Below are 15987 nucleotides of genomic sequence, written 5' to 3'. Positions count from 1 at the left end.
CGAACGCAAGGCCGGATTAGCTTAACCGGGTGTCCATCAAACCGGCAGCAGCTCACTCGCCCTCCCCATACGCACAGCGCGTTTGCGGCCGCTCTCGTTGCCACACATCGCGATTAGTTTATTCGACGTGTAATGAAGGTAGCAGGGCATATGACGCAGGATATAATCGCATAGTTATACAACGGTTGACCACGCCCGCTGAGGACTACATTTTCTGCTGTTGCAGGATCTTCGACGTAGAAAATGCGCAGAGAGCCCTGCAATACGCGGATGGCGTAATTTTCTGGAACGGGATGAGCTTGGACAAAAGAACCCGCTAAAAGCGAAACACGGTCTTCGTATCTGAGCGGCCCATATTTTAGCTTGGAAACGCATCGGCGAGATTCTTCTCGATAATGCATGCCCAACGGACAGTCGTTGTTCGCTTCAACGAGGACGCAAGCCCGATACTGAGATGAATAGACCGAACCGGGAGAACACTCAGGGTGGATATCCAGCGGTGCTCCAACTGACGTTGCTTGGTCTTCTCCCGGAAGAAATGTGCATTGACCGGTATAGGAGTCAAAAAGAGTTCCAATAGGGCAACCCGCCGCCGGAACCGGTGGTGGAGGAACCGCTGGATTATTTTGCGGAATCGGAAATTGCTGCGAAACAGAAGTGGATGTGTCGGGCGCGTTTGACAGATTTGGATCGCGTTTGGGAAATGGTTCGCTCTTGCGCTCTGCCAAAGTGGTTTGCGTCTTTGGAGTATCGTGCCAAGGATTTGGTACGCGCGGGAACTTCGTGCGAGCAATTTCGGCAAAATTAGGAAGTCCCGACCACCATGCCTCAACTCCAACGATGACGCGATAAATCGCCCATGTAGGGATTGCAATAACGATCAGAAGAGCGAGGATAATTGCGACAGGCTTGGCCGCTGACGTGCGGCGCGAGCGCGCGTAATTGGGCGGGAACCGATTTGGTATTAAGAGATCAAGGTTGGATCTTGGTTGGATGATCCGTTGATCGACATAAGAAGGGGCTGTTGTATTTAAGGTTGGCTGTCGAAAAGCCTCTGAGTTACTAATTGAGACTTCCAACTTATTAAGCCAAGAGGAGGAGTCATACGCTCTTCTTTCGGCCAATTTTTCGGTTTCGTACGGCAGTATATTGGCCGGCCGATGCAGCTCTGTAGCCGTAGCTCTTGTCTCTCCGACGCGGGGTACTCCTGCGGTACTCCATAAAGCTTCCAACTTCGGAGGCAACGTCTGGCCGGTAATAATCGAAAAGATGCTACGCCGATCATCTAATGTGATGCCTCTATTTTTTCGATCAAAACTGAGCCGTCCATAAACTAGATTTTCGGCCTCGCTTAACCGACCAACCCTGAATTCTTTTCTCAGATCGACATGAACGTCCAATTCACATGAAATGTTCGTCATTAAAACAAGGAAGTCAATAAAAACACGCTGCAAGGTAGCATCCCGCTCCGCAATGTAGCGCTTCAGCCGCTGAGAGCATTGAACCGCCTGCTGTAGCGGATTTCCTCCTTCTCTCAATCCAGTCCAGTCTCCCACCTTAGGAACTATGATCGGGCCGCGGTGGTTTTTCAATTCCATCACAATCATTCCCGGCGGACCGAGCAAACATACATCGATTTCCTTACCAGCGATGTACTGTGGGATATTTGTTAGGAGCAGCCAATCGTCTCCGAGTGAGCTTTTCAGCTCTCTCATGGCGCCTTTTTCATTTTCTTCAGATTTGACGCAAGGAAAATGGAAAGCCATAGACCGAACCCGAAAGTTCAAAAATCACAATTTGTTTGGAATGATCGGCGGCGAGCGCCAGTTTTTAGAACCGGCTGACCGAATTACCTTAGCAAGAAGTTGGTGCTCACGCATCAGAAAAAGACCCCCGATCATGTCGGGGGTACTTCGCTATACAAGGAGGCGTTCGTATTTGTCTGCCGCAACTCGCAACACCTGGATACCCACCTCCCTTATGGTAGGCTTGTGGTGCGTGTCTACCGTGTATGTGTTTATTCCGGCTGAATGAAAAACATGAAGAACTTCCCAAGAAAGCTTGAGAGCTACATCTTCAGCGATGTTGTTGACGATTGAAGGTGAAAACGAATTTGTGGAATTGAAAGAACTCATTAAGAGCCTCCCGCCCGCTAACAGCCCCCGACCATCGGGAGTTGTTTCGCAGGCGCGAGCGGCACAATCTGTTGAAGTAACAATAGCATAGAACCTGATTTTTGTCAGCTTTCTGTGGCATTCTAGTCGCCTATTGACGTTCGCTATGTTCAGGTTGCCTATTTTGCTATTTCCAACTATATCCGTCCCGCCCGCTAGCTGGTCCTTTAACCAATGGGCGTCGACGCTCTCCATGGAGCGATCGATGAACACGTTAAGAAGGCTAGTATCGAAAAAGGAGCTGAAATCGGTCTACGGCGTTCCGTACTCGCCAGCGCACATTGCGCGCCTTGAGAAGGCCGGCACATTTCCCATTCGGGTCGTGCTCGGGCTTTGCAGGGTCGCTTGGTACGCAGACGAAATAGAAGCCTGGATCGCTTCACGACCTCGCGCTGCGCAAAGAGCAGACACTTCGTGAAGGGCACTCGGCGGCAAGGTTCGAAACTTGCCGCCTTTTTCTTGCCCCAAGCACCAAACTTCGACGACAATCGCCTGACAATGCTCTGACACCCTGCTTGTCGGCTGTTATCGGCCGGATTCCACAATTCAAGCAATAGCTTCCGAGCGCTCACGCGCGGAAACGAACGTCCGACTTACTGATGTTGCCTGCTTTGCCCTCAACTCTGTTGGAGCTTCAACCGGCCGCCGCTTGGCGACCCTCAACAAAACATGATTCGAGATGTTCCTTGAACAACAGTCGCGAAGCAATGAAGCTTGGGATGTAACGCTCGAATACGGGTGACTGGTCCTCATGCAGTTTCAGTAAAGCGGCCGCGTCACCGTCCAAGATCTTATAGTGGCACAGACGTTCGACACAGTTCTCGATCGCTGTCTGAGACGATACCCGTATTCGCGAATGCAGGTCACATAAGTCCGCCAGATTGAAGCCCGCTCCAATATCGTCGTCCAGGTGCGCTTCCCACAACCGATGTAGCAGCACAAACACTTCCGTGTTGCCGCGCAAGTACCCGAACACGATGCTTTGACGGGCCTTCGTTTTCTGAGCCGCTACGTGCGCCAAGTCATTCAAAAACTTTTCCCAAATTGGGATGTAGGTGCCCCGCATGTAGTCGTAGATCGCATTCATGACGACCCGGGTAGAATGGTTCGACAGCATCCAATCAGCGGTTCGACGATCAAAAAGCAATTCCAACACCCGGCCGACGTACCGATCAATCCCTTTTTCCATGCGAGGCCCAACCCGCAAAATGGCGTCGACGGTGAAAGTATGCTTTTCGAGATCAAGCCCGGTAGCATCTAAAAGGCCCAGGGAGCACAAATGCTTTGAATATTTTGTCACGTCATAGGCAGGCTTGCTCCGCACGACGCCTGCTGAGGTAAGGGCACTGGTAGCTTCGCCTACAGTAATTCCCGAAGTGTCTCGGAGCACCTCATTCAACAGAAACCATGTGGGACCAGGATCTTTCTTGATTTTGAATGATTCGAAAAATACTTCCGATAGCCCTAACCAAAATTCGACTTCATCCGTGACTACACGACGATCAAAATCGGCGTTCATCCCCATTACCCCTCAACTTGCGCGTGCCAAGCTAGCGGATTCCGATCGAGAATTCCAACAATTCGAAGAAATGTTCGAACAGAAAGATGAATGTGTTCCTTTTCGCACAGAACAACAAATCTGTTCGCATGTGCCCGCTCACATTGAGCGCACAAACCTTTCCAACCCTTCCCCTAACCTATTGAATTCATTAAATTTACGAGCCTTCAGAAAAGGCGGAAAAGCGAAGGACCGATAAGGGTGAGATCTTACCGGTCCGCATTAGCGCTGGGAACGCCATGCACCCCGAGGGGCAGGTAATATAGTAACATGATACCTCAAACCGTGCAAGTTTCCTTGCGTTCGGCGGTTCTCTCACAACTGGGAGCAACCCATGACCAAGCACTACCGCCTAAGCGATCTTAGCAATCTTTTCCGCCCGACTAGGGGTCCGAGCTCAGACCGAACCCAGCCAGAAGCCCGCCTTTTCCTGGGAAACGACCTACGGAACCGTCTGATCACCTTCGCCTTAGGGCATGGGGCCGTCTCCGCCCGGTTCGACATGGCTGGCCGACACCCTGAACTCGTCACATTGCGAGCCGACGGCCAAGAAAAGCGGACTGTTCTTACCGGAAGAGCACGCGATTGGCATTTGGCTCTCGACCAGCACGCCCGCGACGAGGAGGAAAGCGAGCGTGCCGGCCTGAACCGGTTCCTAAGAATTCGTCAGTCTGCCATCAAGACGAAGACTCAGTGGTCCGAGCTAGGAAAGGGGACGCGCTACTTTGACCTTTCTCAGCTGACCGCAGCGTAAAGGAAGCATCGCCATGCAGGCCCAATCTCAATCGACTCGACCGCTCCGACGCATCCTAAACTCAATCTTTCGTCCGTTTCGCTTAGCGCGGAATAGACGCCCGATACCGCCGTATCTCACGGATATTGATCACCTGTTCATTCAGAGTTCGAGTTCGGAGTTCTCCATTCAATCCATGCCAAAGAACCCCCGATCACATGTCCATCACTCGAACGGAATAACTCATTGGCCATTCTGAAGCGCATTTCATGGCAGTTCGCAAAAATTCCGATTGGACTGTTTGGTTGAGCGACGTCCTGTATTGGGCCTCTCGCCCGCCTGGCCTATACGCATGCCTAGTTGGTCTGCTTGGCTTCGTTGTGTTCGCTTCGTGTTTCAATTCTTCTCCGCCAAAACCCGCTGTCGTGTTGCCCGCCAACAATGTAACGCTAAACCCGCCCGCGCAGCAGCCTGTGGCGAACGCTTTCCGATCGCAGGGCGCCGTTTCGACGGACACTACACCCGTGTCGTTCGGGTGCCCTGCGGGCACCCGGTACGACCCAAGAAGCAACCGCTGTCGTATCTGGGAGCCGGGCACTCAGAACAACTGCCGGGATGACTTCATTTTCATCGATCGTCTGTGCGGCTGCGTCTACGTCGGCGAGCACAATCGCTACGTCATTTTTCCGGGCAACTATTTCCGCCTCTCCGGGAGGCGTCGGCCAACACTCAGCGTGCTGACCGGCGCTTTAGCGATATGGTCTGGCCCAGGCTCCCGCTCTTACCTCTTTCCGGGCGATAAAGTGACCATCAGAGGCTGGACAACCGTGCACGCATTCGAGGCCTACGGTGCCCGGCTCATCCTTACGATGGACTAGTTTATGAAGCATCGTATCGAGCACCGAAAACCATGGCTCCGAAATGGATCGACGGTCATCGTGTATGTCCACCTGACACCGGATGAGCGCCAGCTCGTTCGTCAGAACAATATGGAAGCGGTCGCCATCGTCGAGCAAGAGCCGACTCATCAGTTTATTGAAAATGAAAAAGGGAAAAAAGAAAAGATTGAAATCGATAACAACATCTATTTCCGCGACCTGTATCGCCGCCGCACAAGCTGGCACGTCGACAGCATTATGGAAGCCCAAGATTTTCATAAGAAACTTTTTGACGGCTTGAAGCGGTTCCGCTCCTACCTCGAAGCGAACATGTCCCCGGTCGAGGACACGGAAGGCGAGCTCATTGAACGACCGAAAGACTTTGGTGTCGGCCTCATCCCCGAATACATGTGGCCGCAACACCTGTATGTGCTGGCCGAAAGCGGCGGCGGCAAAACCCAACTGCTGCAGACGATCTTTGCGCAGCAAATGAAGAAGGAAAGACCGCCCGGCTTCGTTATCATCGACAGCCAAAACCAAATGCTTGGTATTATCAAGGAGCGATTTCCGAACGCATTGCTGATTGACCCCATAAGCAGTCCGATGAGCTTGGATCTGTTCAACCCCGGCCTCTTAGACGCCGGCTCGGCCTTCACGGTCATCGACACGTTCAAATATCTATTCGAGGCCGGCCAGCAACCTTTGACCGGGCGGCAACAGACCGCCTTCACCTACGGAATCGTGCTCATGCTGTTCGGATATCCGAAGGCGTTCGACCGCACCGCCTCGATCGAGGACTTCGAGGAATACCTGATCGGGAAGAAAAAGGGCTTGGAGCTGCCGGTCAACGCCCACAAAGCGGCCGATCTCATGCCGGATGAAATGAAGAACTGGTACTACAACCAATACGCCGGCTTTCAGTCTACGCATGCAGAAATACTGCAACGCCTCAACAATATCTGCGGTCCCTACACTCCGCTGCGGCCTCTCTTCAAGAAACAGCGTGATGATATCAACCTGTACGATGCCATCGAAAACGGGCGTATCATCCTCGTCAACACTAATCATGAAAAGCTCGGGCGGTACGCTTCATCGTTTTTTGGCCGGTTCTTCTTCAAGCTGCTTGATAAGAACATTGCGCATCGCAGTACTCGCAGCGCTCCAGTCGTGTTCATGGTTGACGAAGTTCAGGAATACCTTGATGCCGCGGTCATCACGCCTTTTACGGACCAGGCGCGCAAGAGGAACATTGCGTGTGTTTTTGCCCACCAGCGACTGGCGCAGCTGCCGCCGGAACTGAAGGACGCCATGATGGGCGTAGGCACCCTCATTGCCACCAATGTCAATGACGCGGATCAGCGCGAGATCAGCAACCGCTTTCGGGTAGAGCTCGATCAGGTAAAGGCTTGGCGCCCGCAGTATTTGGCAAACGCTCGGCCGAGCTATGCTGATTTCGGCTATTTCGTGAAGGGCAAGCATCGTGCTGATATGTTCCGATTGAAATACGGTCAGCTTGAGGATTTGCCGAAACAAAAATCACACCGTGCCGAAGAGCGATGGGAAAGATCGGACACGTATTCTACATCAGATAATACAGCCAGCGATACCGTGGACGACGAGCGTTTCGACCCGAGATATGACCAAGAGCAGCAGGAGACGGTCAATCCGAGACGAGCCAAGGAAGGATTTGTACTAACCATCAAGGGGCCCAACGGACGGAGCCACCAGATTTCCATACCTGCAGGAACCGTTCAGAGTTTTCGCTGTCGGATAAACGGCGCGAGCCAACTGCGTCGGCCCGACGGCAGGTTTGGCAACCTCTGGGTCGATATCAATATCTTAGAGACGAACAAAAAAGAGGATTGGTAGCGCCTGAACGTGGTGCATCAGGCGGTCGCATTGATTCCCGCTGGTGCGCATACCAGCCTTAGACGGTCTCGCAAAACCGGTGTAGTCGGTTGTGCATGAAAGAGCGCCACATCGAAACGTTCAAACTATGCGATCGATATCGCTACGTACGTAGCAATTTCATTGCGGCCTATCACGGCACGTCTGCTCAACATCGCAAGCGTGAGCTTGGTCCGCTAACAGAACAGGGCTATTTGCGCCGGCCGTCGCAACAAAAGGACAGCGCCAACTACCGCTACAGCCCAAAGATTTATGAGCTGGGCACCCTCGGCAAAGCTGAGTTGAGAAATCTCGGCGTTGAACCAACCGTGTGGAAGGGGGAGCGGCATTTCTGGCATCAACTCATGGTCGCCGATTTCGTACTCTCTATCGAGATCTGTTGCCGCTCGCGCGGCTTACGATTCAGGCACCGGCGAGAACTGCTCGGCAGCCTCCCTGTTTCATTCTCAACGGATATTTCCTTCCGATATCCGAGTGGGAAGATCGAAAGTTACAGTGGACGGCTGCAACCGGACGATTTTTTCGCTATCAACGATACATACTTCGCCTTAGAAGCCGATCGCGAGAACGAACCGATCACGAGACTAACGCTCCAGAGTTCAAGCTACGCGCGCAAGCTGCTGCAGTATCGCGAGGTGCTGATCGGAGAAAAGTATAAACAGCTGTTCCCCAATCTAATCGTTCTGAACATCACCACGAGCCCCCAACATGCCGCCAACATCATGACGTTCATGGATGGTGTACTTGGGGCCAAATCCAAGTTTCTCCTTTTTAAAGGAATACCAATTTTGGCGTCCCGAAAAGAATGCCTCAATCCCCTGACCGGCCTGCTCGATGAACCATTCGATCGAGTTGGCTATGAGCCGTACGTAATATCACAGGAGGTATAAATGGAAATCGATATCCCGCGCTTGAAAGAATTGATCGACAAACGAGAGCCATTGACGCAGAGATCGCCATTGTTGCGAGCGGCGGCGCGCCGGTCCGGAAATCCGTCACCTGCAGCGTCTGCAAGTCCGAAGGGCACACGGCGCGGAATTGCCCGGACAAATTATCGGGGTAGGCGCCTATTCGACTGCGCCTTTAGCTGAGTGCGAGACCGACGGCGACTTCTGATGGGAGAGCAAGCCTAAGCTTGTGGAGTTCCTCAGTATACGCACTCAGGATAGGTCTGATATCAGAGCGCGGAGTGTAAACCCAGATATCGGATGACTTTCCCTCTTCGAGTATTCCCAATGCACAAAGCTCATTGAGAACCGCTTCGACATCACCTGCTGGCATTCCTATGGTCGTATAGATTTCCCGCTTAAACCCCTCCACAGTGTTGATTGTTTCTCTGTCACCCAAGTGCTTTTTCCATGTCGCTAGAATTATGACCCAGTAGGTCGAGTTGCGAATTATCTTATCCCGGTCGCCACCGCCACTCGCGGCTAAAATTTGATCGATGGCTTGCTGCCAAGCGTCCCAGTGTTTTGTCCTGATAAATTTTATGATATGTCTAAATAGCCGCTTGGCCTCACTCGTAGGCATCTTTTCGGGAATTGATAAATTTGGCACCACCATTTCCTTGAACTTTGCGAGGTACCGCCGAACGCATTCGTCGTAGTTGCTGTTGAAAGCAATGTATCGGTCCTTGTGCGGCCGGGTCCTTATCAGACGCCACAAGGAGCCAGCCTCATTCTTAAATCCATTCATCAGGCCGTCAAACTTGTGGCGAGGCTCTTGGCCCTCCTTGAGGTCTAGGAGTTTGTGAATGCGCTTATTTTGCATTAACGCTTTCACTTTTAGTTCCTCCGGGCGGCAGTCCAGCAAGATATTCAACAAATCGAAATACTTGATCCGGTCATTCCCAATCATGAACGCGTCGAAATAGACCCTAGAAAATCGCGTAACAAACGTGATCTCCTGACGCATCTCCTCATTTGTCAGCGCCATCGGCATCTCCCACTCCTACGAGTGGTAGTTGCAACGTATTTCTGCGGAAAAAACCAGCTTTTTAACGCAAAAATGCACAACGAGCGCAAAAGCCAATCTTGGATTTGCATCAGTATAATGTATCAAAACAGCAGACAAAGAGCTTTTCGGCTCACGATATAAAATATAAAAATGCTAGAATATGTACGTTAAGCTTTTAGAGGACCGCTATCAAGGATTTTAACCTGACTAAACAGCTGGTTTTATTGCAATTACAATCAAAATTATTAGATTATGCATGGTTAAATTTGAGTTATAACAAGAACCCCCACAAGGAAGACCTTGTGGGAGCCTTTCACAGCGGCTGGCAGGCCCCGTGAAACCGGCTACGAACCCTACACAAGAAGGTCCGCAACAATGGGAATTTTATCACAATATGCACCTGATTGGAAGGGAGGCCATAAGCCGGCCCCCGCTCGTTTGAAATCAGGCGTTGCGCCTGAGGCAAAAGTTCACGTACGCACAATCAAATCAAAGCCGGATTTGAAGGGAGATGAGCATCGGAATTGGCGTTTTACAAAAGTTTTGTTCAAGCGATTACGTGAACTTTCCGCTTCTGCATTTCGGCGAACTTCTTCAAAACGTTTGGTTCAATCCAGTCGAGGAAAGGTCTACGAGCTCAAAGTTACGGAAGAGGTGGTCGCTGCCATGCGCGCTCGTGAAGAACGCTTTAACGATTGAATATAAAGCGACGTCGCTATATGTGGAATTTAGTGACCCTGGTGGCGGTAGTGCCAGCGCCTCAGGATATCCTGCAACACTTGGTCGAATTTGATATAAGTGCTGTTTCAACGAACTTCAGAGACGATCGAAGCTGGGTGAATAAAATGTGTCTATCTGGATAAACGAAGGGCATCCGACCGGCCTTGCACTCTTAGAGCCTTGCCCTTCGCTACGTCATATTATGCGCGCATATTTTTAAACGTGAGATTCCTAACCTTCAGCGAGCCGTCCGACCGCGTTGTGATGTCATACGCTCAATCTGTTTGTGCGCCATCTGCAATTGCGAATACAGATCGTTGGGCGGAATAGTAATTCGACCCGAATCTATCTTAATGATGTAGCGAAGAAATTGGTCACGAATATCGTTGAACCTTCCTGCGAAAAGTGATTTTCGGATTTCATCGCGCGCAAATATTTCATTGATACCTGTCACTAGACCCATTTGGTCGATGTACACAGGCGACGATAGCAAGAGCTCAAGGTGAGCAACACCGCTCTCCTTGATCGCCACTTTATCGGCGAGGGTCACGTTTCGAATGTTCGGGTCAAGAGCCTCGATCAGTCGGCGATCGTATAGCCGCTTGACGGCGGCAACGACTAGTTCCTCCGCTACACCGCATCCTTCAAAGAATTGCACAAAATTCGATACGGCCCAGTGTGCCGCCTCGATATTCTCATCTTGATTGTTGCGCGCATTTTGCATTTGCCGGCGCAAAATCCAAAGGATGTAATAGCCGAGCAGCGGCGGGCCGGGCTTCTGCGGGTTGGTTTGGAACAGGTTCGAGATAAACTCATTTTCTCGTTCACTAAACCGGTCGTACTCACCCCTTATCAGAGCTCGGTGCGTTCGAACGCGATCAGTCGTTACGTCCTCGCCGGAAAACTTTGATTTGATAATGTCGTCGATCGCAAGTTCGGGAGATAGGAATATTCTTTCTGCGATCTTGAGCATGCGCCGAATGTCAAAATTCCCGAGGCGCCCGATAAAGCCGGAAACATAATCGTTTTCGACGAAGATCTTGCCTACCGCGTCGGCCAAAATGGCGAGGTCGTTGACCTTAACCTGGAAACCACGCCGTGAAAAATAAGATTCCGTGGCCTTAGGTTCACCCCTCACTTTTCCCTTCAAAAAATTTACGCGGCGCGAGATGATTTCCTTCGCATCGGGTACCGGCAGATAAAAGCTCTTGGCCGAATAGCTCTGCAGAGCGCCCGCTTTCGACAACCGCCACACCGTCCTGTCAGTGATCGGTACAATAGTAAACACAGGTGCGGCGCTTTCAAGGGAATGCGCCAACTGGTAGACCATGTCCTGAATATCCGCAGGAAACTGATCCGTGTTGTCGAATACCAGACACGATAATTTTTGATGGCCGGAAGCTGCCCAAGCGAGCAAGAGCCTCACGTATTCGTCAGGCTGTTTCTCACGTCGCTCTTCGATGTGCTGACCAAATTTATCCCTGAATTCTGTTCTATTGGTCTCGTAAAGGTGCTTCCGCGATCCAGTAGATAGCCGCTGGTATTCGGCGAAAAAGATGCCACGCAGCTCATCATAACTCGGCGGGTTTGTCGCACAGACGGCCGACTCAAGTTTTTCACGCAACTGCAATATCGCCCACGGAACAATAGCTTTGGGATCCGCGTGGTATTCCTCCAGATCGACCCGGGAGACGATACACTTTTCGCGAAGCTGTCGCGCTAGAACCTGTTCGAAAAACCTATCCACGAAGGTCGATTTGCCGGCACCTTTGTTTCCGACGAGCAAGATTGTTTCAGATCGGCGCGTTGTGATAACGCGCTGAATCTCACTCTGAAGCTCGTTGCTCTGAGCCGTGTCGAGTGAGGAGATATTGTTCAACACCCGCTGTACGATCTTCTCTAGCTCGAAGTCGGCTCTCTGGCTCTCTGACGTTTCGACAAAGCAATCTCGCAACATCTCTCGATCTTTTTCATTCGATAATCGGGAGAAGAACTGCTGGAACAAAAGTGCCGCGTCGCTCGCAAGGGGGTCTCGCTGTTTCATACTCGCTTCGCCAGGATCGAGGACAAAGAGTTGTTGCTCTGCTTCCGGCACCCCTAAACCATCCGCATCAGCCAAATGCGCCAAATGTAAACGCTTTACGATTGCGGAGACGTTCAGCAACTCGACAAATTTGGCGAAATTCGCAATAACCGTCTCAAAACAAGGGAAGAGAACACCCTTCCCTTCTAGCGGCTTTAAACCGTCTGTACGAGACGCTCGGAAAAATAGCCAAGTATTCCCATCTGTCACCGCGGCGACCGCAACGCCATTTTCAAGTGCGTACCACATGGCCTGCTTGATGCCTGGCATCAGCGGTTTGACCACCGGGCCAGACAGCGTGACGATCATCACGTCTTTGGTTTTGGTGGCCGGATGAAGCAGTCCGGGCTTCTTCGCTTCGATAACCATGGCTCCGCGGCGATCACCAATCGTCAGAAGGTAATCGATATATCCTGACGCCGTTGGTGGTTCGGTGAATACTGCCTCGTGCTTCCACTCCAGTACCTCGAACAAAAACCGGTCCAGAACCTTCAGCCGCGTATCGGCCTCATTCAGTTTTGCCGCGAGTGCCGCTTCAATATCGGGCTTCAGTTTCAGCAGACGCTCATACGCTTGGTCGATGGAGTTGGTCATAGAATTCCTGCCCCGATACGCCAGGACAGCCGAATAGCTGAAAAACGACGCGAAATCGAGCTTAGGATTGGTAGGCCTACCAGAGCTGTTTTGTTGCCGTCGTACTCGTTTTGCCTGTCATTAAAGGCCATCATGGACGAGGTCCACGGGCGCCACTTAAGATGGTTGAGTAATGAAAATGTATGCTCAACCACAGTACAGATCAGGCGGGATATGGTGAACAGCTATGGTGAACAGCTACGCCGCCTTACGCCTCAATCGAGATCAACGGCACTTATTAACACAGCCAACGCAAACGGTGCCAAATCGGTGCCACGTAGATTTCGCGCTGTTGGACCGTCGCCATCTAACTAAAAACTGAAATAAAAAAGAGTCTTGTTTCCAGTAGGTTGCCTGCTAAGGCTTGGTGGGCGCACCAGGGCTCGAACCTGGGACCCGATGATTAAGAGTCATCTGCTCTACCAACTGAGCTATGCGCCCGGAACCCATCCGGCAAAGCCCTTCGCAAGAGGGCGTCGTTTAGCAAAGCGACCCGGTGATGTCCAGCAATGCGCAGGCGCTTTTCCCCGCTTAGAGCCTTGTCCGACAGACGAAAGCCGCCGGGTTGCGGCGGCTCTCCTGTAATGGGCGGAAGCCTGTGCTAGGCGATCAAAGCCGCTCGGGCCCGCCTCGCCCTTCCCGATCCCGACCGGGTCCGCGATCACGGTCATAACCGCGGTCCCGATCGCCGCCATCATCGCGCTCGAAGCCGCGATCGCGATGACGCCAGCCGTCATGGCCGAACCGGCGTTCCATATGGGTCAGGATCGCTAGACGGCGCTTCTGGCCATCGTCGAGGGTCTTATAGAGCGGATCGGCCGCATCGGCGATCTTCTTCATGGCCGCCGCGGTGGCCGCCATGGTGTCGGCGCGGTCGCGCAGGCGCGAAACCGGATCCCCGGACTTCTGCTGATCGCGCGAGTCGTCACGCGCCGCGTTCATGCGCGCATTGGCGCGGTCGATCCGCAGCTTGGCGAATTCCTTCACCGCGGTTTCAACCGGCGGCCAGAGCTTGTCCTGGTCTGGATTGAGCTTCAGCCCGGCATGGACCGCGGCAATCCGCGCGTCGGCGAACGCCGCCCGGTCTTCGGCGCTCATGCGCATATGGCCATGGAGCCAGGGGCGGTGCTGGGCATAGACGGCGGTGGAGCCGACGATGGCGAGTGCCGCCACGCCGGCGAGAAGGACTTTCTTCATGCGAACCTCCATTGAGAAGTTGCCTGAGGATGGGCGCGCGGGGGGCCGCAATCAAATTACATCTTGGACAGAGAACCTCTGTTACCAACATTTAATACGGCGTCATTCACCGATCGTTCAGATCATGCCAAGCAGCCGCGGCAGCCACAGCGAGATTTCCGGGACGTAGGTTATCAGCCCCAGGAAAACCAGCATCGCGCACAGCCATGGCAGCACCGCGATGGTGATTTCGCTGATCCCCATCTTGGCGATGCTGGAGGCGATGTAGAGATTGAGTCCTACGGGCGGATGACACAATCCCACTTCGGTATTGACGATCATCAGTATGCCGAGATGAACCGGATGCACGCCGAGCTTGGTGGCGAGCGGAAACAGGATCGGCGCCATGATCAGCAGGATCGAGGACGGGTCCATCACGTTGCCCGCAAGCAGCAGGATAATGTTAACGACCAGGAGGAACACTACAATCGAGAAATTCTTGTCGATGATCCAGGCCGCCATCTCCTGCGGAATCTGCTCGCTCGTCATCAGGAATGAGAACAATACCGCGTTGGTGATGATATAGAGCAGCATCGAGCTCATGCTGGCCGCCTGCAGCAGCACCTTCGGCACTTCGCTGAGCTTCAGCTCCTTGTAAACGAATACGGTAATGAAGAAGGCGTAAGTTGCAGCGACGGCGGCGGCCTCGGTCGGCGTGAAGATGCCGCCATAGATGCCGCCGAGCACGATGCCGATTAGCAGCAGGCCCCACAGGCTTTCGCGGAACGCGGTCACTATCTGTTTCAAACTCGCGCGGGGCATCTTCGGATAGCCGTTGCGCAGGGCGACGACGAACGTCACCGCCGCCAGCATCAGCGCCAGAATAATGCCAGGCACGATTCCGGCCATGAACAGCGCGCCGATCGACGTATTGGTCGAAACGCCATACAGCACCAAGATGATCGAGGGCGGCACCAGAATGCCGAGCGCGCCGGAGGTCGCGATCACGCCGACGCCGAACCGGCGTGGATAGCCATGCTCCACCATGGCTGGCATCATGATCGAGCCGATTGCCACCACGGTTGCGACGCTTGAACCTGAGATTGCGGCAAACATGGCGCAGGCGGCGACGCCCGCCAACCCGAGGCCGCCGGGAAAGTGACCGACCAACGAGGTCGTGAACGCGATCATACGCCGCGCGACTCCGCCCCGGGTCATGAAGGTGCCGGTAAGAATGAAAAACGGAATCGCCATGATGCCGAAATTGTCGAGGCCGGAAAACAGTTTCAGGCCAACGCTTTCGATCGGCACCTGCGTCATCGTAAACAGGAAGGTCAAAACGGTAAGGCCGAGCGAGATCGAAATCGGCATGCCGGTCAGCATCAGGGCGAACAGCAGAACGAAAATGAGAGTAGCGTTCATCACGCTTCTCCCATGGCAATCGGCGCTTTCGCGCTGGTAACCTCGATTCCTTCGACATGCGCCGCGTCATGATGCGGCAGGTCGCCGGTTCGCCAGTAGGTCCATATCACCTGCAGGAAGCGGAAGCTCATCAGATACGAGCCGAGCGGGATGCAGGCATAGACCAGCCAGCTCGGCAATTCGAGATCGGGCGAGACCTGGTCGGTGTACATCAGCTCATAGACGAATTTCGCGCCCATGGTGCCGACGATGGCGGTGAAAAGCGCGCCGCCCGCCAGGCCGAACAGAATGGTTACCCTGCGCCAGCGGTCGTTGAGCCGGTTGATCAAAACGTCGACGCCGACATGGATACCGGTCCGTACGCCATAGGCGGCGCCGAACTTCGCCATCCAGATGAACATGTAGATGCAAAGCTCCTGCGTCCAGGCGATGTGGATCTGGATCAGATAAGGATAGAGAAACGGGATACCGGTGCCGAACCGGTGCAGCACGGCCACGAAAATCAGCACCGTCGCCGCACCCATCAGCGTACTGATCAGGATTTCCTCGAAACGATCAAGGATACGAAGAAACACCAAGCCCCCCTTTGGAATTCGGCCGGAAATGCAGCCAGCAGAACGCGCCGTTTATAACAGAACTCGTCATGCCGGGCTTGTCCCGGTTATCCACGTCTTAAAGGTTGCGTAAGAAGACGTGGATGGCCGGGACAAGCCCGGCCATAACGGATGAGATATTGCTCGTACCTA

The 15987-nt window shown here is 53.1% G+C and carries 12 protein-coding genes and 1 tRNA gene; 5 read left to right on the top strand and 8 right to left on the bottom strand.

The annotated features are described in order from the left end of the window. Positions 1-113: 113 nt before the first annotated feature. Entirely contained in the window at positions 114-1766 is a 1653-nt protein-coding gene (locus ACFE72_RS14440) for a nuclease-related domain-containing protein (protein WP_375413787.1), read from the bottom strand. 514 nt (positions 1767-2280) lie between these two features. On the opposite strand from ACFE72_RS14440, the gene ACFE72_RS14435 reads away from it, so the two are divergent. Then, positions 2281-2592, top strand: a complete 312-nt coding sequence (locus ACFE72_RS14435; protein WP_375413786.1) for a helix-turn-helix transcriptional regulator — start codon at positions 2281-2283, stop codon at positions 2590-2592. A gap of 216 nt (positions 2593-2808) precedes the next feature. On the opposite strand, the gene ACFE72_RS14430 is transcribed toward ACFE72_RS14435, so the two are convergent. Further along, entirely contained in the window at positions 2809-3693 is an 885-nt protein-coding gene (locus tag ACFE72_RS14430; protein WP_375413785.1) for a hypothetical protein, read from the bottom strand. A 373-nt stretch (positions 3694-4066) separates the two neighbouring features. On the opposite strand from ACFE72_RS14430, the gene ACFE72_RS14425 reads away from it, so the two are divergent. The 3 genes from ACFE72_RS14425 (at position 4067) to ACFE72_RS14415 (ending at position 8141) form a co-directional block, all read left to right on the top strand. Continuing rightward, entirely contained in the window at positions 4067-4486 is a 420-nt protein-coding gene (locus ACFE72_RS14425) for a hypothetical protein (RefSeq protein ID WP_375413784.1), read from the top strand. Positions 4487-5346: 860 nt separating this feature from the next. Next, complete coding sequence (locus ACFE72_RS14420; protein WP_375413783.1) at positions 5347-7212, top strand: hypothetical protein; 1866 nt, start codon at positions 5347-5349, stop codon at positions 7210-7212. A gap of 95 nt (positions 7213-7307) precedes the next feature. Further along, a complete protein-coding gene (locus tag ACFE72_RS14415) occupies positions 7308-8141 on the top strand; it encodes a replication-relaxation family protein (RefSeq protein WP_375413782.1) in 834 nt (277 codons plus the stop codon). A 193-nt stretch (positions 8142-8334) separates the two neighbouring features. Here the strand turns inward: ACFE72_RS14415 and ACFE72_RS14410 are convergent, their stop codons facing one another. Further along, positions 8335-9192 carry a hypothetical protein gene (locus tag ACFE72_RS14410; RefSeq protein ID WP_375413781.1) on the bottom strand — a complete coding sequence of 286 codons (858 nt, stop codon included), beginning with the start codon at positions 9190-9192 and terminating at the stop codon, positions 8335-8337. Positions 9193-9582: 390 nt separating this feature from the next. On the opposite strand from ACFE72_RS14410, the gene ACFE72_RS14405 reads away from it, so the two are divergent. Next, entirely contained in the window at positions 9583-9906 is a 324-nt protein-coding gene (locus ACFE72_RS14405) for a hypothetical protein (RefSeq protein ID WP_375413780.1), read from the top strand. 259 nt (positions 9907-10165) lie between these two features. On the opposite strand, the gene ACFE72_RS14400 is transcribed toward ACFE72_RS14405, so the two are convergent. The 5 genes from ACFE72_RS14400 to ACFE72_RS14380 all read right to left on the bottom strand — a co-directional run bounded on the left by ACFE72_RS14400 (position 10166) and on the right by ACFE72_RS14380 (position 15816). Continuing rightward, positions 10166-12604 carry an AAA family ATPase gene (locus ACFE72_RS14400; RefSeq protein WP_375413779.1) on the bottom strand — a complete coding sequence of 813 codons (2439 nt, stop codon included), beginning with the start codon at positions 12602-12604 and terminating at the stop codon, positions 10166-10168. A gap of 404 nt (positions 12605-13008) precedes the next feature. Continuing rightward, positions 13009-13084: transfer RNA gene (locus ACFE72_RS14395), tRNA-Lys, on the bottom strand. A gap of 168 nt (positions 13085-13252) precedes the next feature. Further along, positions 13253-13840, bottom strand: coding sequence for a Spy/CpxP family protein refolding chaperone (locus tag ACFE72_RS14390; protein ID WP_375413778.1), 588 nt, complete (start codon positions 13838-13840; stop codon positions 13253-13255). A 117-nt stretch (positions 13841-13957) separates the two neighbouring features. After that, a complete protein-coding gene (locus tag ACFE72_RS14385) occupies positions 13958-15241 on the bottom strand; it encodes a TRAP transporter large permease (RefSeq protein ID WP_375413777.1) in 1284 nt (427 codons plus the stop codon). Beyond that, positions 15241-15816, bottom strand: coding sequence for a TRAP transporter small permease (locus ACFE72_RS14380; RefSeq protein ID WP_375413776.1), 576 nt, complete (start codon positions 15814-15816; stop codon positions 15241-15243). Before ACFE72_RS14380 ends, ACFE72_RS14385 begins: the two co-directional genes overlap by 1 nt. Between the last annotated feature and the right edge of the window lie 171 nt (positions 15817-15987).

The sequence above is a fragment of the uncultured Bradyrhizobium sp. genome (assembly GCF_964252615.1).
GTDB lineage: Bacteria > Pseudomonadota > Alphaproteobacteria > Rhizobiales > Xanthobacteraceae > Bradyrhizobium.
Note: the sequence above shows the minus strand (reverse complement) of the source record. Positions and strands in the feature narration are given on the sequence as shown.

Bases quoted from the DNA above. Each gene is read 5' to 3' on its own strand.
- ACFE72_RS14390 (WP_375413778.1), bottom strand. From the start codon at position 13,840: ATGAAGAAAGTCCTTCTCGCCGGCGTGGCGGCACTCGCCATCGTCGGC.
- ACFE72_RS14435 (WP_375413786.1), top strand. From the start codon at position 2,281: ATGTTCAGGTTGCCTATTTTGCTATTTCCAACTATATCCGTCCCGCCC.
- ACFE72_RS14420 (WP_375413783.1), top strand. From the start codon at position 5,347: ATGAAGCATCGTATCGAGCACCGAAAACCATGGCTCCGAAATGGATCG.
- ACFE72_RS14385 (WP_375413777.1), bottom strand. From the start codon at position 15,241: ATGAACGCTACTCTCATTTTCGTTCTGCTGTTCGCCCTGATGCTGACC.
- ACFE72_RS14425 (WP_375413784.1), top strand. From the start codon at position 4,067: ATGACCAAGCACTACCGCCTAAGCGATCTTAGCAATCTTTTCCGCCCG.
- ACFE72_RS14405 (WP_375413780.1), top strand. From the start codon at position 9,583: ATGGGAATTTTATCACAATATGCACCTGATTGGAAGGGAGGCCATAAG.
- ACFE72_RS14440 (WP_375413787.1), bottom strand. From the start codon at position 1,766: ATGGCTTTCCATTTTCCTTGCGTCAAATCTGAAGAAAATGAAAAAGGC.
- ACFE72_RS14410 (WP_375413781.1), bottom strand. From the start codon at position 9,192: ATGCCGATGGCGCTGACAAATGAGGAGATGCGTCAGGAGATCACGTTT.
- ACFE72_RS14400 (WP_375413779.1), bottom strand. From the start codon at position 12,604: ATGACCAACTCCATCGACCAAGCGTATGAGCGTCTGCTGAAACTGAAG.
- ACFE72_RS14430 (WP_375413785.1), bottom strand. From the start codon at position 3,693: ATGAACGCCGATTTTGATCGTCGTGTAGTCACGGATGAAGTCGAATTT.
- ACFE72_RS14415 (WP_375413782.1), top strand. From the start codon at position 7,308: ATGAAAGAGCGCCACATCGAAACGTTCAAACTATGCGATCGATATCGC.